20 protein-coding genes and 1 pseudogene are annotated in these 18859 nt (G+C 73.8%); 12 read left to right on the top strand and 9 right to left on the bottom strand.

Annotation, left to right across the window (positions count from 1 at the left end):
• Window positions 1-113: 113 nt before the first annotated feature.
• The 6 genes and pseudogenes from ACZ4VL_RS22560 (at window position 114) to ACZ4VL_RS22535 (ending at window position 5144) form a co-directional block, all read left to right on the top strand.
• Window positions 114-2768 carry a hypothetical protein gene (locus tag ACZ4VL_RS22560; protein WP_468202698.1) on the top strand — a complete coding sequence of 885 codons (2655 nt, stop codon included), beginning with the start codon at window positions 114-116 and terminating at the stop codon, window positions 2766-2768.
• 66 nt (window positions 2769-2834) lie between these two features.
• Window positions 2835-3206: a hypothetical protein gene (locus tag ACZ4VL_RS22555; protein WP_468202695.1), complete on the top strand. Its 372-nt coding sequence runs from the start codon at window positions 2835-2837 to the stop codon at window positions 3204-3206.
• A gap of 88 nt (window positions 3207-3294) precedes the next feature.
• Window positions 3295-3767: pseudogene (locus ACZ4VL_RS22550) on the top strand (DJ-1/PfpI family protein); the annotation flags it as partial.
• Window positions 3768-3825: 58 nt separating this feature from the next.
• Window positions 3826-4437 (top strand): RNA polymerase sigma factor, encoded by a 612-nt coding sequence (locus tag ACZ4VL_RS22545; protein ID WP_468202692.1) that lies wholly within the window; start codon window positions 3826-3828, stop codon window positions 4435-4437.
• Entirely contained in the window at window positions 4434-4937 is a 504-nt protein-coding gene (locus ACZ4VL_RS22540) for a transmembrane transport protein (RefSeq protein WP_468202689.1), read from the top strand. The genes ACZ4VL_RS22545 and ACZ4VL_RS22540 overlap by 4 nt, the downstream gene beginning before the upstream one ends.
• 60 nt (window positions 4938-4997) lie before the next feature.
• A complete protein-coding gene (locus ACZ4VL_RS22535; RefSeq protein WP_468202686.1) occupies window positions 4998-5144 on the top strand; it encodes a hypothetical protein in 147 nt (48 codons plus the stop codon).
• Window positions 5145-5179: 35 nt separating this feature from the next.
• Here ACZ4VL_RS22535 and ACZ4VL_RS22530 read toward each other — a convergent pair whose 3' ends face one another.
• The gene (locus ACZ4VL_RS22530) at window positions 5180-5899 is read right to left on the bottom strand and encodes an esterase/lipase family protein (protein WP_468202683.1); all 720 of its coding nucleotides are present in this window, start codon (window positions 5897-5899) and stop codon (window positions 5180-5182) included.
• A 206-nt stretch (window positions 5900-6105) separates the two neighbouring features.
• On the opposite strand from ACZ4VL_RS22530, the gene ACZ4VL_RS22525 reads away from it, so the two are divergent.
• Window positions 6106-7203 carry a MerR family transcriptional regulator gene (locus ACZ4VL_RS22525; RefSeq protein WP_468202704.1) on the top strand — a complete coding sequence of 366 codons (1098 nt, stop codon included), beginning with the start codon at window positions 6106-6108 and terminating at the stop codon, window positions 7201-7203.
• Window positions 7204-7210: 7 nt separating this feature from the next.
• Here the strand turns inward: ACZ4VL_RS22525 and ACZ4VL_RS22520 are convergent, their stop codons facing one another.
• A complete protein-coding gene (locus ACZ4VL_RS22520) occupies window positions 7211-7657 on the bottom strand; it encodes a PPOX class F420-dependent oxidoreductase (protein WP_468202681.1) in 447 nt (148 codons plus the stop codon).
• 193 nt (window positions 7658-7850) lie between these two features.
• Between ACZ4VL_RS22520 and ACZ4VL_RS22515 the strand changes: the two genes are divergently transcribed.
• Window positions 7851-8051 carry a hypothetical protein gene (locus ACZ4VL_RS22515; RefSeq protein WP_468202678.1) on the top strand — a complete coding sequence of 67 codons (201 nt, stop codon included), beginning with the start codon at window positions 7851-7853 and terminating at the stop codon, window positions 8049-8051.
• Between the two features lie 75 nt (window positions 8052-8126).
• On the opposite strand, the gene ACZ4VL_RS22510 is transcribed toward ACZ4VL_RS22515, so the two are convergent.
• From ACZ4VL_RS22510 to ACZ4VL_RS22500, 3 genes are read right to left on the bottom strand one after another with little or no spacing between them, the layout of a single operon-like run.
• Window positions 8127-8795 (bottom strand): GNAT family N-acetyltransferase, encoded by a 669-nt coding sequence (locus ACZ4VL_RS22510; protein ID WP_468202677.1) that lies wholly within the window; start codon window positions 8793-8795, stop codon window positions 8127-8129.
• On the bottom strand, window positions 8788-9405 hold the full coding sequence (locus ACZ4VL_RS22505; protein WP_468202674.1) for a hypothetical protein: 618 nt from the start codon (window positions 9403-9405) through the stop codon (window positions 8788-8790). The genes ACZ4VL_RS22510 and ACZ4VL_RS22505 overlap by 8 nt, the downstream gene beginning before the upstream one ends.
• On the bottom strand, window positions 9395-10072 hold the full coding sequence (locus tag ACZ4VL_RS22500; RefSeq protein ID WP_468202672.1) for a TetR/AcrR family transcriptional regulator: 678 nt from the start codon (window positions 10070-10072) through the stop codon (window positions 9395-9397). The genes ACZ4VL_RS22505 and ACZ4VL_RS22500 overlap by 11 nt, the downstream gene beginning before the upstream one ends.
• 123 nt (window positions 10073-10195) lie before the next feature.
• Here ACZ4VL_RS22500 and ACZ4VL_RS22495 point away from each other — a divergent pair, with 123 nt between their 5' ends.
• From ACZ4VL_RS22495 to ACZ4VL_RS22485, 3 genes are all read left to right on the top strand, one after another.
• Window positions 10196-10738, top strand: coding sequence for an EF-hand domain-containing protein (locus ACZ4VL_RS22495; RefSeq protein ID WP_468202669.1), 543 nt, complete (start codon window positions 10196-10198; stop codon window positions 10736-10738).
• Window positions 10739-10891: 153 nt separating this feature from the next.
• On the top strand, window positions 10892-11809 hold the full coding sequence (bla, locus tag ACZ4VL_RS22490; protein ID WP_468202666.1) for a class A beta-lactamase: 918 nt from the start codon (window positions 10892-10894) through the stop codon (window positions 11807-11809).
• Window positions 11810-11860: 51 nt separating this feature from the next.
• Window positions 11861-12781 carry a DUF6891 domain-containing protein gene (locus ACZ4VL_RS22485; RefSeq protein WP_468202663.1) on the top strand — a complete coding sequence of 307 codons (921 nt, stop codon included), beginning with the start codon at window positions 11861-11863 and terminating at the stop codon, window positions 12779-12781.
• Between the two features lie 78 nt (window positions 12782-12859).
• Here ACZ4VL_RS22485 and ACZ4VL_RS22480 read toward each other — a convergent pair whose 3' ends face one another.
• The 3 genes from ACZ4VL_RS22480 to ACZ4VL_RS22470 form a co-directional block, all read right to left on the bottom strand.
• Entirely contained in the window at window positions 12860-14578 is a 1719-nt protein-coding gene (locus tag ACZ4VL_RS22480) for an acyl-CoA dehydrogenase family protein (protein ID WP_468202660.1), read from the bottom strand.
• 74 nt (window positions 14579-14652) lie between these two features.
• Window positions 14653-15228, bottom strand: coding sequence for a PadR family transcriptional regulator (locus ACZ4VL_RS22475; RefSeq protein WP_468202657.1), 576 nt, complete (start codon window positions 15226-15228; stop codon window positions 14653-14655).
• Window positions 15229-15375: 147 nt separating this feature from the next.
• Complete coding sequence (locus ACZ4VL_RS22470; protein WP_468202655.1) at window positions 15376-15969, bottom strand: DUF4232 domain-containing protein; 594 nt, start codon at window positions 15967-15969, stop codon at window positions 15376-15378.
• Between the two features lie 214 nt (window positions 15970-16183).
• On the opposite strand from ACZ4VL_RS22470, the gene ACZ4VL_RS22465 reads away from it, so the two are divergent.
• A complete protein-coding gene (locus ACZ4VL_RS22465; protein ID WP_468202653.1) occupies window positions 16184-17071 on the top strand; it encodes an alpha/beta fold hydrolase in 888 nt (295 codons plus the stop codon).
• A 68-nt stretch (window positions 17072-17139) separates the two neighbouring features.
• Here the strand turns inward: ACZ4VL_RS22465 and ACZ4VL_RS22460 are convergent, their stop codons facing one another.
• Window positions 17140-18681, bottom strand: coding sequence for a hypothetical protein (locus ACZ4VL_RS22460; RefSeq protein WP_468202651.1), 1542 nt, complete (start codon window positions 18679-18681; stop codon window positions 17140-17142).
• Window positions 18682-18859 lie beyond the last annotated feature (178 nt).

Below are 18859 nucleotides of genomic sequence, written 5' to 3'. Positions count from 1 at the left end.
AAGACGCGGTCGGAAGGTGCTCCACGGGAAAAAAAACCAACTCCTGGCGCGTTGGCGGAAACAAAACACGTTGGGGGGGACCTGGGGGGGGCCCCCCCGGCCCCCCCAAACCGGTGCGCCGCGAACGCATCGAGCGCCTGCCGCGCCGTGCGGGTCGCCCGCCCCTCGGCCGGGACACCGAGCTGGCGGCCCTGGTGCGCAGCATCACCGGCAACGAGCCGGCCGGGTTGCACGGCCCCGAGGGCATCGGCAAGAGCACCCTGATCCGCCACGCGGTGTTCGAGGTCGGCCACCACGACGGCGTGGTCTTCCTCGACGGGTACGGCAAGGACGTCGACGACCTGGCCCAGAGCGTCTTCGAGGCCTGCTACGACGCCCCGGGCTACCGCCCGGGCGAGGGCGAGCTGCACCGCCTGTTGGCCGGCCTCCGGCTCTGCGTCGTCATCGACGACCTCGACGTGCCGGCCCGGGAACTGACCCGGCTCCAGGACGCGGTGCCGTCGGGCACCGTGGCGTTCACCTCGCGCGAGCGCCTGCTGTGGGGCGAGGGCAAGGCCATCGCCCTCGCCGGCCTTTCCCCGTCGGCGGGCGAGCAGTTGCTGGCCCGCACGCTGGAACGCCCGCTGCTGCCGGCCGAGACGGACGCGGCCGCCGCGCTGTGGCGGGCCAGCCGGGGGCATCCCGCCGCGTTGATCAGGGCGGCGGCCCTGGCCCGCCCCGCCGGGGACGGCACGCCCGGCGGGGAGGCCGTACTGCCGGCGCCCGCCGAGGTCCCGGAACTGCTGCGCGGGGCCGTGGCCCGGCTGGGCGGCGCGTCCCGGCACGTCCTGGCGTTCCTCGCGGTGGCGCCGAGGGCGCAGGCCACCGTGGACGTCCTCACGCTGCTGGTGCCCGGCGCGACCACGACCGCCGTCGCGGACGCCGTCGACCGGCTGACCGGGCTGGGGCTGCTGAACCGCACCGGTCCGCACGTCCGCCTGGCCGGTGATCCGGGCGGGCCGCTGCCGGAGGGCCTTGCGCTCACCTCACAGCAGGTCGCGGAGGCGACGACCCGGCTCGCCGGATGGGCCGCGGACCGGCGGACCCCGCCCGCAGCCCTGGCGGACCACAGTCTGCTGATCGCCGGGCTCGCAGAGACCGTCGGCCGGGCGGGCCGGCCGGACCTGGGCGTCGCCCTCACCCGGGCCGCCGCCCCCGGCACGGCGTGCTCCCTCCGCTGGGGAGCGTGGGACCGGATCATCGGCCGCGGCCTGGCCTCGGCCCGTCAGGCCGGTGACGAGCGCGCCCACGCGTACTTCACGTACGAGTCCGGTGTGCGCTCGTGGCTGACCGGCAAACGGGGCGCCGCGGCCGCCGCGTTCGGGGTGGCCGCGGCAGCCTGGCACGCCCTCGGCGACCCCGCCGGCGCCGCCCTCGCCGAAGGCGCGCAGGCGCAGATCGCACCCGGCCCCGCCCCGTCCCCCGGCACCGACCCCGGCACGGGCACGGGCACGGACACCGACCCCGGCACGGACACCGGCAGCGGTACGGACACCAGTCCGGACACGGGCGGGGGCGGGGGCGGGGCCGAGCACGGCACGGACACCGGCCCGTCGGGATCCGAGCCCGCGCCGCACCAGGGTTCCACCCACCCCGGGGACGCCGGCGCCCCGTCGTCACCCCCTGCGCCCGACCCGCAGGCACCCGCGCCCGGTCCGGGACTCCCCGCGCCGCCCGTGGATCCGGGCGGCCTGTCGCTGTTCGCCAAGGTGATCATCGGCGGCTCGCTGATCACGGCGGCCGGCTTCGGCATCGTGACCATCCCGGGCCAGGGCGCAGGCCCCGCGCAGACTCCGCCCACCGTGCCCCTGCACGTCCACGTGGCGACCAACCTCTTCGAGGTCAAGGACATGCCCGGTACGGCGGAGAGCGCCTGCCCGAGCGGCACGGGCAAGACCGACTGCACCAAGGTCTCGCAGGTGGCCAGGGGCGAGCGCGGGCCCGTACGGGTCATTCCCGCCGGACCGCTCCCGCAGGGCGTGAACCTCGTCTACTGGGGGTGCGAGGAGGACTCGCCCTCCTCGTCCTGCACCGTCCGGGCCGACCGCGAGCGCACCGTGTGCGCCACGACGACCAGCCCCGACGACGAGGCCGCACGACAGGACTGCATGCGGCGGACCGCCGACCGGTCCCCGACCGCGCCGCAAACCGCCCTGGTGGCCGTCCAGTTGGGGTCGGAGGAGTTCGAGGTCACCGTCACCCCCGACACACCGGGCACGCGGCCCTGCGTCCAGCCGCCGCTGGACCTGAAGGCGTCCCCACAGTCCACACCGCCCACGCGCGAATGCACGTTCGTGGTCCCGCTGAACACGAAGATGAACCTGACCGCCAAGATCACGGGCACGGCCCGGAGCTTCTCCCGCCCGTTCGACGGGGAACCCGAATGGTTCGGCTGCGACGAAGGGCCGACCACGCCCGGCCCGGCCGATCCGAACGCCAGGGGCTCCGACGAGGACACCGGCCGCCAGGAGCCGTACCCCAACGGCACCAGGACCTGCACGCTGAACCTCACCACCGGCCGGTACATCGGCCTGTCCAGCACCGACCTGAGCGACGGCGGCTCGACCGCCGCCCTCGCCGGCGTCTTCGCCCAACGCCCCCGCGTGCACATCGCTCCCGGTGTGACCGCCCTACCGAAGCCGGAGGAGGCCGCCCTGCAGCGCGTCCCCTGCTCCGCGTTCGGCGGTCCGGAAGGCATCGAGTGCCTCGGGCCGCCCACGCACGGCTGACGTCCACCACACCGCGGCCGGCGGTCGCCGGCCCGCGCACGAGACCAGGACCAGGACGGGAAACCGATGACCGAGAACCAGAGCCGCGGCGGCATCACCATCCACGGCGCCGCCACCGGACAGTTCCTGAACGGTGACAACGCCACGCAGACCTCCACCACCATCTCGGCGGACGCCGGTTCGGCGGCCGTGGCGCCGTTCGTCGAACTGATGCTGGGCGTCATCTCGCGGCTGGACCTGTCGACCGACCAGGAGGCCGGCGCGAGGCGGGCGCTGGACGCGTTGCGCAGCGAGGCGGCCGGGGAGGAGCCGTCTCCCCCACGGCTCCAGCAGCTGATGGGCGGTTTCGTCGCCTACCTGGCGCAGGCCGGCGCGCCCGCCCTGACCGCGGCCTTCATGACGCTGGCCCTGCACGTGGGCATCGCCGGCCCCCGGTAGTCCGCACCCCGGGGCCCCTGCACGCCTGTCCGGATGTCACAGAACACCGTCATTGCAGCCGTGCGGGAGGGGCGGCGACGACGGGGGCATGTCCACGACCCGTCGCGTCGTCATCGCGGTCTTCCCCGATGTCGACCTCCTCGATGTCACCGGCCCGGCCGAGGTGTTCGCGCTGGCCGACCGGGAGACCGGCGGCCGGGCGGGCTACCGCGTACAGCCGGCCGGCCCGGCCGCCGGCACGGTCGCCACGTCGGCGGGCGTGCGGCTCGTCACGGACCTCACGTTCGCCGAAGTGGATGGTGTACTGGACACGCTGCTGGTGCCCGGCGCGGTCGACGTGCACCCCGACGGGCCGGTCGCCAGGATCGACCCGGACGTGGTGGCCTGGATCAGGACGGCCGCGCCACTGGCCCGGCGGGTGGCGTCGGTGTGCGTCGGCGCCCACCTGCTGGCGGCGGCCGGGCTGCTGGACGGCAGGACGGCCACCACCCACTGGTCGACGGCCGCGCAGCTGGCGGCCGACCACCCGGCGGTGAGGTCGACCCGGACCCCGTCTTCGTGCCCTGACCACGATCGCCGACCTCTTCGGCCCCGTGGCCCCGCCCGTCGACGACCTCGTGTGAACCTTTCCGTCGCGGACACCGACTGTCTTGGCGGGACGTGCCGGGGACCTGGAGGTGCGGTGAGCGGCGACGGGCGGCGCGAGCAGCTGCTACTGGTGGTGGTGCGCTGCCAGCTCGGTGAGCGGGAGGCGTTCCCCGAGCTGGTGCGTGCGTGGCACGCCCCGCTGTGGCGGTACGTGCGGGGCATGGTCGGCTCGGCGTACCTCGCGGACGATCTCGCGCAGGAGGTGTGGGTCGCCGTGGTGCGCGGGCTGCCGCGGCTGCGGCAGCCGGAGCGGTTCGCCCCGTGGCTGTTCACCATCGCCCGGCGCGCGGTCGCCGACCACCTGCGGCATGCGTACCGGGCGGCGGAGACGGTCGTGGAGGACGCCGACGCCGATGTCGACGACCCCCTCGGCGACGTGCTGACCGCGATGCAGGTGGAAGCCAGCCTCAACGGGCTGCCGCCCCTGGAGCGGGAGGTGCTGATCCTGTTCCACCTGGAGGACCTGCCGCTGGGCGCCTGTGCGCAGGTGCTCGGCGTGCCGCCCGGCACCGTCAAGAGCAGGCTCCACCGGGCGCGCCGCATGTTGCGCAGCGCCCTCGCCGAGAAAGGGTACGAGGCGTGAGCGAGCAGGACTCCGCAGCCCGGCAGCAGGGCGTGCCCGAGGCCGTCGAGCGGGCGCTGGCTGCGGAGGTCTCGCTGGGCTCCCGGCTGCGGCACGTGGCCGTGGGGCTCGCGGGAGGGTGTGCGGCGGCCCTGATCGGGGTGTTGTGGGCCACCGAGCCGGATCCGCTTCCGGCGCGTACGCGGGCGGCCTTCACCGGGCTGATCGCCGTCGGACTGGCCTGGGCCGCCTTCGCCGGCTGGGCGCTGACCAGGCGCCGGCCGCTGTTCGCGCGGGACCGGGTGCTGGCGGCCCGGCTCGCACTCGCCGTCGCCGTGGTGACCGCGGTGACGGGTACGGCGCTGGCCGCGGCCCGCGCCGCCCCGGCCGCGGCACTGGCCACCGCCCTGGCCGGTGCCGCCCTCGTCGCCGCGGCGGGACTCGGCCTGCTGCGGGCACGGGCCCGCAGCCGCGCACTGCTGCGGCTGCGGGAGGCCCTGCGGCAGCGGGGCGCCCCCTGAACCCCGACGTGCATCTCGTCGGCCTCGTCCGGCGCCACCGAAACCGTCAAGGAGACCGCCGTGAAGAAGAATGAGAAGAAGACCGCCCCGGTGGGCCCGCTGGCCCACGCCCTGCGCCTGCGCGGTGCCGGCAGGCGCACCGTGTTCCTGGTCGTCGCGCTCTCGTGCGCCGCCCTGCTGGCCGGTCTCGTCCTGCTCCTGACCTGAAGGCGAACGGCTGCTCGACGTGACCGCCGGGCGGTTCAGCCGATGTGTGCTTTGACCTGCTCGTAGACGGCCTTGTCGGTGGGGAACGCGGTGTGCTGCAGGCACGGGGTCACGTGGTTCACCGCGCCGGCGAGGACGACCGTGCTCTCGGGGCTGACGACGAGGTCGCACGGCGACCTCCACGTGGCGTAGCGGGTGGCGCCGGGGGTCTCGTCGCCGGTGTTGAGGGCGGTGAGGAACGGGGAGCCCGGCCGCATGTCGGCGCAGGACGCGCCGCCGCAGAAGTAGGCGGTGTTCGTACCGTGGTTGGGGCCCGCGAGGGAGACCCAGGCGTCGACCTTGGCGGCCCCGGCCAGGCTCTTGAGGTAGTGGCGGGAGGAGAGGGATCCCATCGAGTGGGTGACGAGGTCGACCTTGGCGGCTCCCGTGGCCGCCAGAACGCGGTCGATCTCGGCGGCGAGCGCGGCTGCGGTGGTGGCGTTCGACTGGCCGGTGGGATAGCTCCACTGGAACAGGCGGCCGGCGGGCCAGCCGTCGGTCCGGAACCGGCCGGCCATGGTGGCCCAGGTCGAGCCGTCGCTGTTCCAGCCGTGTACGAAGACGACGGGATCCGGGGCGGCTGCCGCAACGGCGGCCGCGTCGGCCCGCGGCGCCGTACGGGCCGCCGCGGACGGGGCCGGGCAGACCGCGAGGACCAGGGTCAGGGCGGCGACGCTGACGGGGGCGGTGGCGCGGGGCGCGCGGCTCGGCTTCACGGGAAGCCGTTGTAGCGGCACCGCCGCGGCCGTGGGGCGGGTCGGGCGGACCCGTCACCCGCCCGGCTGTCCCGGATTCACCCCTGAGGGCGTTTCCGGCAGGAACGGGGGGAGCGGGTGCGGCCTCTGCTCCGGCTGGGAGGGCGGCTCTTGACCCTCACGTGACGTCAGGCTGCACAGTCGGTGCCGTGGAGGATCACTGGACCGTGGGACGCGTGGCCGAGCTGGCCGGGGTGAGCGTCCGCACGCTGCATCACTATGACGAGATCGGGCTCGTGCGTCCTTCGGCGCGGACCGCGGCAAGGTACCGGGCCTACTCGGCGGGCGACGTGGAGCGGCTGCGGGAGGTGCTGGCCTACCGGCGGCTGGGCTTCGGTCTGCGGGAAGTCGCGGAACTGGTCGGCGACTCGTCCACCGACGCGGTCGCACACCTGCGCCGACTGCGCGGCCTGCTGCTGGAGCGGCGTGACCGCGCCGACGCCATGGTGGCGGCCATCGACAGGGAACTCGAAACACGGGCGAAGGGACTGACGGTGACACCGGAGGAGCAACTGGAGATGCTCGGAGCACGGCTGTACGACGCGATCGGCGACGCTTACCCCGCGACACGGCGAACCGAGCCGCGGATCGCCGCGCAGATCTGGGACGCGCTCGGCGACGCGCAGACGGTGCTGAACGTCGGGGCCGGCACCGGCTCCTACGAGCCTGCTGATCGCGACGTGACCGCGGTGGAACCGTCGGCGGTCATGCGGGGGCAGCGGCCTGCCGGCTCGGCACCGTGCGTGGCCGCCGCCGCGGAGAGCCTGCCGTTCGAGGACCGCTCCTTCGACGTCGCGATGGCCGTCTCCACCGTGCACCACTGGGGGGACCCGCTAGCAGGGCTGCGCGAGATGCGCCGCGTGGCCCGCCGCGTGGTGGTGTTGACGTTCGACACCGACGAGCCCGGATGGCAGGACCGGTTCTGGCTCACCCGCGACTACCTGCCCGAGTTCGCCGCCGTCCTCGCAGGATTCCCCCCGCTCGCGGGGATGGCCGACGCGATCGGCGCCCGCGCTGAGCCGGTGCCCGTCCCGTGGGACTGCGCCGACGGCCTGTTCGAGGCGTACTGGCGCCGACCGGCGGCGTACCTGGAGGACCACGTGCGCCGTGCGATGTCGGTGTGGACGAGGGTCGGCCCGGAGGCCGAGCAGCGGGCGGTGCGGAACCTCGGTGACGACCTCCGTTCCGGCCGGTGGGCCGAGCGCAACGGCGACCTCGCCGAGCTCGAAGCGGCAGACCTGGGCCTCCGCCTGCTCATCGCGTGATCGGGGCTCAGCCGAGGACGGCGCCGTAGACGTGGTCGACGGTCATCGTCATCAGGACGCGGCGGTCGGACACCATCACGGACCGGTACTCCTCCCAGTCCGGGTGTTCGCCCGCGGCGCTGCGGTAGTAGGCCACCAGCGCCTCGACCTCCGGGCCGTGGGGGTCGGTGCCCGGGCCGGTGAGGGTCACAACGCCCTCGGCGGTGGCCCAGGAACGGCCGTTGCTGCTGGTCACCTCCAGGGTGGCGCGCGGGTCGCGGCGCAGGTTCGCGGTCTTGGCGCGCCCCTCGGTCATCGAGACGTAGAGGGTGTTGGTCTCCGGGTCGTAGTGGGGCATGACCGGGGAGAGCTGCGGGCGGCCGTCGGACTTGATGGTGGCCAGGATGCCGAGTCGGCTCTCGGCGAGCAGGGTGCGCAGGATGTGCAGGCTGGGCTGCGTGTCGTCCGTGGTCACGGTGGGGCCTCCGACGGCTTGCGGGAGAATTGGATCAAGGCACCGTAGCCGCTCCCGTCGGACGGTGCGGAACGCAGGCGCTGCAACTCGGCCATTCGGATAGGACTCGTCCTCGCGCGGGCAGACGCCGCGACAGCGACCACCCGCACTCCTACGGTCTCGTTTGCCCTTGTTCCTCCCGAAAGGTGTGCCCATGCGTTCTCTTCGTTCCGCCTTCGCCGCCGTTGCCGCCGCCGCCATCGCCTTCGGGGCCGTCGGCACCGCGAGCGCCGACGTGAACGTGACCGTCCTGGAGCCGACCTCGTACACCTTCGTCTTCGGCGACTGGCTCCAGATCGCCGGCGACGGCGTGTTCAACGCCGGTTTCGACAACACCGTGGGCTCGAACAACTGACGCCCGCCGGGGGTCGGGCCGGCGCGCCCGACCGGCCCCGCTGCCGCTCATCGGCCGAAACCGTTCGAACCGGCGTCACCGCCACGGCGCCGGGCCGACGAGTGGCTCGACCGGTCGCCACATCGCGGTGGTCTCCAGCGGGCCGACCGTGAGCCGGCGCAGCGTGGTGAAGCCGAAGCGGTGGTAGAACGGGACGTTGGCGCCGTCGGCGGTGGTCAGGAAGATGCCGTCCGGCGCGGGGGTGGCCCGGAGCGCGTGCTCGAGGAGCCGGCGACCGGCGCCGCGCCCCACGGAGCCCGGCTCGACCCCGATGAACTCCAGCGTCCAGGCGCCCGCGGGGGCCTCGGACTCCGTGGCGTGCAGGTAGCGCAGTGTCCGGGCCAGGGCGCGCGGGCCGCAGTGCGCCAGGGTGCGGGCCGCGAAGGCCGCCCGTGCGGCGCCCGACGGCACGGCGGCGGGCGGGGTGAGGACGGCGGCGGCGACGGGGCGGCCGCCGGGGTCGGCCAGCAGGTGGCGGCGGGCTCCGGGGACGGTGGCGTGCGTCCGCAGGGTGGCTGCGAACCACGCCCCGCGCACCCGGGCGGAACCGCCCGAGATCCACGCGGTGGCCGGCTCGCGGGCGAACGCGGCCGCGAGTACGGGCGCGCACCGCGCGGGCGACGGGGCGTCGTCGCGACCGGGACGGCCGGGGCCGGATCCCGTTTCGCCGCCGCCCCCACCCCGGCCCGCGTGCGTCTCAGACATCGCGCCGCCGCTCCAGCGGCGCCTCCGGCACGAGGTGGCACACCAGCAGCTTCAGGAAGAACAGCGGTGCGAACCAGACCAGCGCGGCGGGCACGGTCAACCAGAACAGGTCGACCAGGACGGCGGCGCTGTAGACGGCCACGGCCACCGGGCGCTTGAGGTGGACGGGCGCGAACTCCACAGCCGCGGCGCCCGACAGCAGCAGGACGGCGTTTCCCAGCGCCCAGTCGGCATCGCCGTCGAGCACCAGCAGGCCCATCGCCGCGAGGTGCAGCACGTGCGCGCCGACGAAGACCAGGCGGGCGCGCCGGGCTCCGGGGTCCTGGCGGTGGTACCAGCGCTTGGCGGCGTTCGTCGCGTTGGTCAGGATGCCGCCGAGCAGGTCGAGGGCGATCAGGACGACCAGCGCCCACTGGAGGCCGGTCCAGTCGCGGTGGACGTCCGACGTCCACAGCCCGGCCGCGAGCAGCACCGCGCACCCGCCCGCGCCGGCGAGCTCCACCGCCGATTCGGAGCGGGACTTGCCGGGCCCCATGAAGCGTTCGAGGCGTCCGGCCGGCCCCCGGGAGGTCGGCGGTATCGTCCAGTCGACCGTCAGATCAGTGCGCACGTCGGCCCCTTCCGTCCTTCGTGTCGGTCGCCCACAGTCCGCGCAGCAGGCTCCAGACCTGCCCGCCGTCCGGCAGTTCGCCCTGCCGCACCCGGTCGCCGTCCGGTACGCGTTCACCCTCCGGCGCCTGCGATGGCGCCTGCGGCTGCTGCCCGCGCAGCCCGGCCAGTGCCCATTCGTCGGCGGCCCGCATCACCGCCGCCGTGGCGGTCGCCAGCAGGGACCGGTCCACGTCCGTCCGGATGAACCCGAGCCGCTGCCCGTCCTCGACCAGGGCCGTGAACCAGCCCTGCCAGGCGCCGCCGCGGGCCCGTCCGATGGCTGCGTCGGCCAGGGCCAGATCGTCCGGACGGGCGTGCAGGTGTGCGGCCAGCGCCTGTGAGCCGGTCTCCAGCCGGTGCCAGAACTCCGCCTCGTCGTGGGCCGGCGTCCAGGGCCCGAGGACGGCGAGGAGACGGTCGAGGACGTCGTCGAGGACCGCGGCCAGCAGGTCCTCGCGCCCGTCGAAGTACTGGTAGGCGGCGGTCTTGGAGAAGCCGGCAGCCTCGATGATCTTGTTGTACGAGGCGGACGCGGGGCCGTGTTCGGCGAAGTGCGTGCGCGCGACGGCGAGGATCGCCGCCTGCCGCTCGGTCGGCAGGCGGTGGAAGCGAGGGAGCGGAGTCATGCACCCACGGTACACACCACCAGGGTGTACCACCAGTACACTCCGATGGTTTCGACCGTCGGGACACGCCCCCGGGCGCGTCAATCGACGGGCTCGCGCGGCGGACCGGCCTACCCTCCCGGCATGAGCGTCAAGAAGGCGGCGGTGGCCGACGAGATCTTCGACCGGTTGGACACGAACGGCGACGGGGTGCTGACCGCGGAGGACTACCGGGGCAGCGCCGAGCAGCTGCTGCAGTCGTACGGGATGGGGCCCAGCGCACCGAAAGGGCGCGCGCTGATCGAGGCGAACCAGGCACTGTGGGAGCGGCAGGCCGAGCTGGTCGACCGCGATCACGACGGGAGGATCGACCGGCAGGAGTACCGGGAGTGGTTCGCCTCCCTGCCCGCTTCGGAGTCGACCTCGGGCGCACCCGCCGGCTCGCCGGAGGTGATGGCGGTCCTGCACGCGCAGTTCACGGTGGCCGACCGGGACGGCGACGGACTGATGGACCTCCACGACTTCACCATGTGGCGGAAGCTCAAGGGCGTGCCCGGACGGGACGCGACCGCCGCCTTCGAGCTGATCGACTCCGACCGCGACGGCGCCATCGGCTGGCAGGACTTCGTCGGCGCGGCCGCCGCGCACGGCCTGGAGGCCCTGCTGTACGGGCCGGGGCGGGCGTAGGGCGGCTCGCCGCGCGGCGGCGGCGGGGCGGGGGCGCGCGGGCCGGCCGGCGCACGCCCTCGGCCGCGGATCCCCTGGAACCGAAATGATCTTGCTCGGCGTCCTCCCTGTCACGTGACCGACCACCACGAGCAAGACAGAGGAGAGGCTGACGTGAAGACACCGGGAACCACGCCGTCCCGTCGCACGCTGCTGACCGCCGGGGCGGGTGCGGCGCTGGCCGCGGCACTGCCGGCGGGCACCGCCCGTGCCGCCTCGCCGTACGACGCCGGGGGCGTCGTGGCACAGCTGCGCGAGCTGGAGCGCGCGCACGGGGCACGACTGGGCGTGTACGCACGGGACACCGCCACCGGCCGTACCGTCCTCCACCGCGCCGACGAACTCTTCCCCATGTGCTCGGTGTTCAAGACCGTCGCCGTGGCGGCCGTCATGCGGGACCTCGACCACGACGGCAGCCACCTCGCCACACGCGTCCACTACACGCAGCAGGACGTCACGGACGCCGGCGGTGGTGACATCACTCAGATCGAGGAGAACATCGCGAACGGCCTGACCGTGGCCGAGCTGTGCTCCGCCGCCATCGCCCAGAGCGACAACGCGGCCGCGAACCTCCTGCTCCGCGAGCTGGGCGGCCCCACCGCGGTCACCCGCTTCTGCCGGTCCGTCGGGGACCGCACCACCCGGCTCGACCGGTGGGAGCCCGCGCTGAACTCGGCCGAGCCCGACCGGGTCACCGACACCACCAGCCCCCGCGCGATCGGACTGACGTACACCCGGCTCGCCCTCGGCAACGCGCTGTCCCCGCGCCACCGCGAGCAGCTGAACCGGTGGCTGCTGTCGAACACCACGAGCAGCGAGCGCATGCGCAAGGGTGTGCCCCCGGAGTGGGCCCTCGGTGACAAGACCGGCGCCGGCTCGTACGGGACCAACAACGACGTGGGCATCGCCTGGCCGCCGGGACGGCCGCCGGTGGTGCTGGCCGTCCTCACCACCAGGCCGGAGGCGACCGCGCCACGCGACAACGACCTGATCGTCAAGACTACGGAGCTACTGACGAAGGCGCTGGTCTGACGCAGACGACGGCCTGATCCCGTTGTCAGTGGCGCCTGGCACAGTGGCACCATGCTCGACATCACGATCCTGACCCAAGCCGGGTCCCGGCACGTCCGGCCCGCCGAGGGGGAACTCGCGGCGCTCGTCCACCGGATCGGCGGCGACGGCGACCACTTCCTGGTCGTCCAGGCGGTTCCGGACCTGCCCGACCTCTTCATCCAGGTATGGCACAGCACCGGCGAGGACTACACGCTGGAGCACCGCGCCGACAGCCAGGACCGGCACTTCCAGACCTCGGTCCGCACCCCCGAGGCGGTCATATCGGCCATCACTGCCTGGGCGGGCGGGCGCCGGGACGGCTGGGACGCCGGGCTCGCCTGGGACCGGCTGGAGTTCCCGCCGGACAAGCCGGTGCCGCCGCTCGCCCTCGACGAGGAGGAGCGGCGCCTGCTGGAGGATCAGGTCCGCGACGTGCTCCGGGCCGGCTACGCGACCCGGGCCGAGGTCGCCGAGGCGGCCGAGGAGTACCTGGTGTCCGGGGACCGCCGGCCGGTCTCCCCGGCCCAGGCCGTGGCGCTCGCCGACCGGATGTGGCGGGAGCGGGTCGAGGAGCAGGCCGGCTGGAAGGGCGAGACGGACCCGGAGCGGCTGTCCCGGGCCTTCGCCGAGCTGGACGCGGCGGGGATCACGGCCCGCGAGCACTTCGCCTGCTGCCGGACCTGCGGCAACGGCGACATAGGCGCGGCGGGCAGCCCGGACGCCCGCGGCTTCGTGTACTTCCACATGCAGTGCACGGACGGCGCGGCGGCCGGACACGGCCTCAACCTGCTGTACGGAGGCTTCGACGGCTCGTCCGGGAGCACCGCCGCGGTCGGCCGGGAGGTCGTCGCCGCCCTCACCCGCGCGGGCCTGGCCACCTCGTGGGACGGCGACCCGGGCCAGGCCATCACGGTCACCCCGCTGACCTGGAACCGACGGCTGATCGGCTGAGCGGGCGGGGGAACGGCGGCAGCGGTTCCGGGCGGCCTCCACCGCATCGCGCGGGGAGGCCGCCCGTTCCCCGTGGGGTTACGGAGCCATCTCGTACGCCCCGGACAGGGCCTCGACGCGGGCCCAGACACGGGCCGCGCGCGCCTCGTCGACGACCGGGCGGCGGACCGCACCCATCGCCCAGGCCTGCTGCTCCGCCGTGGCGGAGTCCTTGCCGTACAGCTCGACGGCGTGGCCGGAGAAGTCCCGGACGAGGACGGAGAACAGCTCGTCGAGGACGTCCTGGTCGAGACCGGTCAGGCGGGCCTGTTCCAGGATCAGCTGGCCGTGCACGACCAGGGCGAACAGCTGGCCGACGGAGAGCAGGAAGTCGAGGTCGCGGCTCTGCCGCTCGTCGGGGGCCATGGTGGCGACGAACTCGCACAGCGCGTCGGCCTGCTCGCGGAACCGGGCGACGTTCGGCACCTCGGCGTACGCGTCGAAGGCGGGCCGCCAGTCGTGGAAGCGTACGGAGCCGAGGCCCCGGGCCGGGCCCTGGCGGAAGAGGAAGTCGTCGTCGGCCGCGTCGAGGCGGGTCGGGACGGCCGGGTACTCCACCGGCTCCAGCAGGTGGTTGCGCATGAACTTGAGGATCAGCGCGAGGTTGACGTGGACCGTGCCCTCCAGCTTGGGCAGGCCGCGGATCTCGACGGCCGCCTGGGCGAAGTAGTTGTCCTTCTCGAAGCCCTTGGCGGCGATCACGTCCCACATGAGGTCGATGACCTTCTCACCCTCGGTGGTCACCTTCATCTTCGTCATCGGGTTGAAGAGCAGGTAGCGGCGGTCGTCGGGGCCTGCGGTGCGGAAGTAGTCGACGGCGCGGTCGCTGAACAGCTTCATGCCGACGAGGCGTACGTAGGCGTCGGCCAGCTCGCGGCGCACGTGCGGGAAGGCGGTGACGGGACGCCCGTACAGGATGCGGTTGTGGGCGTGGGTGACGGCCTCGTACATCGCGTGCTCGCAGATGCCGATCGAGGCGGTGCACAGGTTGAACTTGCCGACGTTGACGGTGTTGAGGGCGGCGTCGAAGGCGGCGCGGCCGGTGTGGAGGACGTCCTCGGCGCCGACGGGGTAGTCCTCCAGGCGGAACTCGCTGACGTACTTGGAGGAGTCGACGACGTTCTTCACGAGGTGGTAGTTCGGGTGGCGGCTGTCGGCGGCGAAGAAGACGTACGCGTCCGGGCCCTCCATGTCGGTGCGGCGGCCGAAGACGGAGACGAGACCCGCGGCGTTGCCGTTGCCGATGTAGTACTTGGAGCCGGTGGCCCGGAAGCCGCCGTTGCCGTCCGGCTCCAGCAGCATGTCGGTGGAGTAGATGTCGGCGCCGTGGCTCTTCTCGGAGAGGCCGAAGGCGAACACCTCGCCCTGGGCGAGGAGTTCCGCGGCGCGGCCCCGCGCGGCGGCGTTGTCGCTCTGCCAGACCGGGCCGAGACCGAGGATGGTCACCTGCCAGGCGTACCAGTAGTCGAGGCCGTAGAAGCCGAATATCTCGTTCAGGGCCGCGATCCGGGCGGTGTCCCAGCGCTGGTCGTCCTGCCGGGCGGCGGAGGCCGGGGTGAGGAACGTGGCGAACAGGCCCTCCTTGGCGGCGAACGCGAGGAAGTCGGCCAGCCAGGCCCGGGAGCGGTAGTCCTCGATCAGCTTGCGCTTGCCCCGCTCCTCGAACCAGTCGACGGTGGCGCGCAGCAGCCTGCGGGTCTCGGGGTCGAAGTGCGCCGGGTCGTAGGTGCGCGGGTTGAACAGCAGCGGATCGGTCATGGAGGTTCGCCTTCCGAGGGGTCGGGTGTCGAGGGGTGGAGCCGAGCGGTGCGCGCGGGAGGTGGTGGTGCGGTTCAGTCGGTCGTCGCGGTCGGCGGTACCGCGCCGAGCCGGTGCAGGGTGGCGAGGACGTCGTCGAGCCAGGCGATGGTCATCCGCTCGTAGGCGATGCCGCCGCGGAGCACGACGTGCTGGAGTTCCCGGCCGGCGTCGAGCGGTGCGGGGGCCTCGGGTCCGGTGAAGTCGCGGACCTCGCCGGCGAGGTAGTGGGCGAGGCGGTCGCCGTGCGCCCGGCGGTGCCTTTCGACCTCGGCGATCAGCGCGGCGGGGTCGTCGAAGGCCGCGCCGCGGATCTTCACGGCGAGGTCGTGGCGCAGGCTCTCGGGTTCGATCGGGTCGTGCAGCCAGCGGGAGAGCGCGGCCCGGCCGGGGCCGGCGACGGAGTACTCCTTCTTGTCCGGCCGGCCCTGCTGCGGGACCTCGCGGACGGCGAGCATGCCGTCGGCTTCCATGCGCTTGAGGACGCGGTAGATCTGCTGGTGGGTGGCCGTCCAGAAGTAGCCGATGGACCGGTCGAACCTGCGGGCCAGCTCATAGCCGGAGCCCGGCTTCTCCAGCAGGGAGACGAGGATCGCGTGGTCGAGCGCCATACTGCGATCCTGCTATGCAACTCGTTGCATAGACAAGCGGGCGGGGCCAGGTGAGACGCGGGTCACCCGGAGCGCGTACGGGCCCGCGGGCACGGGCATTCGGTCAGCCGGTCAGCGCTCGGGCGGTCGGGCGGTCGGGCGGCCGGGTCAGGACGACGCCCGGAAGGCGGTGGCCTTCACGACGGTGCCGCACAGTGCGAAGTCCCCGCCGTCCGCCGGTGCCAGCTGGAGCCCTCCGCCCGCGACGCCCACGACCATCGAGGGCGCGACGGTCGGCTCGCCGCCGGAGTGGCAGTACCCGCCGGCCTCGCCGAGGACCGGGGTGAACGAGATGCGGGTCTCGGCCCTGCCGCCGACGGGCAGCAGCACCGGCCGGGCGGCGCCCAGGCGGCTGACGACGAGGGGCTTGTTCCGGTTGGGCGAGCCCTGGCCGGCCAGGGCGACGGTGGGGTGGCCCTGCAGCACACAGGCCCTCGGGCCCTCGTTGATCACGGTGATCCGCACCTGGGTCGGACCCACCCGGTCGGCGCTGTTGGCGACGAGCTGGGTGACGGGGCACGGGGGCGCCGGGGCCCGGCCGGCGGCGACCTCCCCGGCGGCCGGGCCGGCGGCTGCGGCTGCGGCTTCTGCGGCGGCGACCGGTGATGCTCCGGCCAGCAGGACGCCCCCGGTGAGGACGGCGGCGGCCAGGAGCAGGCGGCGCCCGCACGGCGCCGCGCCACGCTTCCCTGGATGGGTCATGGCTGTTCTCCGCAAGGTGACGGGAGTGCTGGAGGGGCCCTCTCCCAGCCTGGCACCGTCCGGGGCGGGCCGCCCGTCAGCGGGATCTGCCGGCCCGTCGGCGGGGATCCGCCGGCTTCTGCCCACTCGGGAGAAATTCTGTGCCGGAGAGCGATGAGTTCCGGTGGCCGGCCCGGTCTGTCTTCTCGACAGCACTCACCTGGAGGAGCCCACCATGACCGAGACCGTGACCCGCACCCTGGAATCGACGGGTGCGACCGTGGCGTACGACGTGCGCGGCGCGGACGCCGGCGCAGCCGGACCGACCGGCCGGCGGCCGGCCCTGTTCCTCATCGGCTCGCCGATGGACGCCGCCGGGTTCGGCACGCTGGCGTCGTACTTCACCGACCGGACCGTGATCACGTACGACCCGCGGGGCGCCGGCCGGAGCGCCCGCACCGACGGGGCGGCCGAGAACCTGCCGGAGGAGCACGCCGAGGACCTTCGGAGGGTCATCGAAGCCGTCGGGGTGGGCCCTGTGGACGTGTTCGCCAGCAGCGGCGGCGCCGTCAACGGGCTGGCGCTGGTCGCGCGCCACCCGGAGCTGGTGCGGACCCTCGTCGCTCACGAGCCGCCGACGGCGCAGGTCCTGCCGGACCGGGAGGCGGCGCTGGCGGTGTGCGAGGACGTCCACACGACGTACCTGCGCGACGGCATGGGGCCGGCGATGGCCAAGTTCCTCGCGGTGGCCATGCGCACGGGTCCGTTCCAGGAGAACTGGCGGGACGAGCCCGCCCCGGACCCGGCCGCCTTCGGGCTGCCGGCCGAGGACGACGGCTCGCGCGGGGATCCGCTGCTGGGACAGAACATGCGCGGCTGCACCTCGTACAGGCCGGACTTCGTGGCGCTGCGGGCGGCGGACACCCGGATCGTCGTCGCGGCGGGCAAGGAGTCGGAAGGCCAGTTCCCGGCGCGGGCCGCGGCGGGGGTCGCCGAGGGGCTGGGCGTCGGGCTGACGCCGTTCCCCAGCCACCACGGGGGCTTCCTCGGCGGTGAGTACGGGCAGCAGGGGGACCCGGAGGCGTTCGCCGGGGCCCTGCGCGACGTCCTGGACGGCGGCTGACGGCTGACGGCCGACGGCCGACGGCCGACCACCGACCGTCAACCATCGACCGTTGACCGTTACGGTGCCTACTGGCTGCCGCCCTTGAGACGGCGGTTGACCTCCTCGTTGACACGGCGGTTGAGTTCGGCCAGTTGCTCGGGGCTGTAGCCCTTGAGGTCACCGACGTCCGGCGGGGCGTTCGACTCCGGTTGCTTCGGTTTGGCGTCCTCGCGGCGCGTGAGCTCCTGCTCCTCCGGCGAGCCGGGCGCCGCGTACGCGCACCGGATGAGCGAGCCGTCGGCGGCCTTCAGGCAGGACACCTCGCGGCCGCCGACCTGGCCCCTGCCCTCCACCCGGTAGCGGATGTTCTGTTCGCTGCCGATGGTGGCGGTCCAGGTGGCGCCGCCGGTGGGCACGACCTCGAACACCTGGTCGTCGTTGTAGCAGCAGACGTCCCGGTACTCGGCCTTGACCAGGGCGACGATCGATTTCGGCGAGGACCAGGTGGGGTTGAGCCGGTGGACGGTCAGCGGGGCCAGCCCGCCGCCTCGGTGCCGGGTCGGCACCGTCGACACGGCCACGACGGAACTCGCCTCGCCCTGCGGGGTGAGCGGGGTGACGTACGCGCTGCGCCCCGACCCGTCGCGGTAGCGCAGGGTGAACTCCGACTCGTTGCCCTCGTTGGCGCCGTCCTCGGAGGCGTCCCAGCCGCTGCGCTCGAACCACCAGTCGGCGAAGCTGCCGACGGCAGCGGTGGATTCCCGCTGCCGGGCCGCGAGGCTCTTCGGGTAGGAGGAGCCGGGGACGTCGGCCGTGTCGGTGGTGAGGGTCAGCTTTCCGGTCCGCCCGTCGTAGAGGGCGACTCCGGCGGGACGTTCCGTCACCGTCAGGAGCCCCGTCTGCCGTTTGAGGGGGACGACCACGACGGGGGTGTCCCCCGAGCACGTGACGTAGGCGTCGGAGGCCTCGAAGCGCAGCCACCGCTTCTGCGCGGATATCTTCCGGCCGAGGTTGTGGCCGAACCAGCCGCCGATGCGGGCGTCGGCCACGTCCACGTCGAACGTGCAGCGCTGCTGGGAGCGGCCGCCCCCGCCGAGCGGGACCTCCTGGACGAGGCCGACCTCGTATCCGGTCAGCCAGCCGCGCCGCTCGACCAGGGTGGCGAACCGGTCCGCATCGGGCAGATACGTGATGTCCGCTATCTCACCGGTGACATCGCCCAGGTGCGGGGCGGCCTGCGCCTTGCCGACCACGTACGGGGACCGGGCCGCGAGGTCGGGCACCGCGTCGGTCACGATCTGCGTGCCCGCCATGTAGGCGCGGTCCTGCAGGTACGACCCGTAGACCAGCCACCCCACACCGAAGGCCAGTCCCGCGATGACGCCCAGGCACCCGAGGATCTTGACCCCCTCGCCCGCCGGGACGCCCCGGTTGTCCCGGCGCACGAGGCTGACCAGCCACGGCAGCAGGGCGAGCGCCACGACGGCCGCCACGGCCGGCGCCAGCCAGGCGAACGCCTTCCGTAGCTCCCACACCATGATCGTGCTGAAGTACGGGGCGTACAGCGGTGCGAGCACCACCAGCAGCCCGAGTACGGCAAGCATCGTGAAACGCACGGCCCGACCCATCAGCGCCCTCCCCAGCCTTCCCCCGACCCGGCCGTCACCATTGTGTCCCGCAGAACGGCCCGTGTCCCCTCCCCGCCCGAACGAATCTCCGGTGCGCGGACAAGCGGGACAGGACCCGGATATTCCGCGTCACGCAGGCATGCCCGGGCGGATCGGTGGTAGACGCAGGGCGTCCCGT

It is taken from the genome of Streptomyces sp. NPDC029014 (assembly GCF_055564695.1).
The sequence above is the reverse complement of the archived record's forward strand: the minus strand, read 5'-3'. Positions and strand labels throughout refer to the sequence as shown.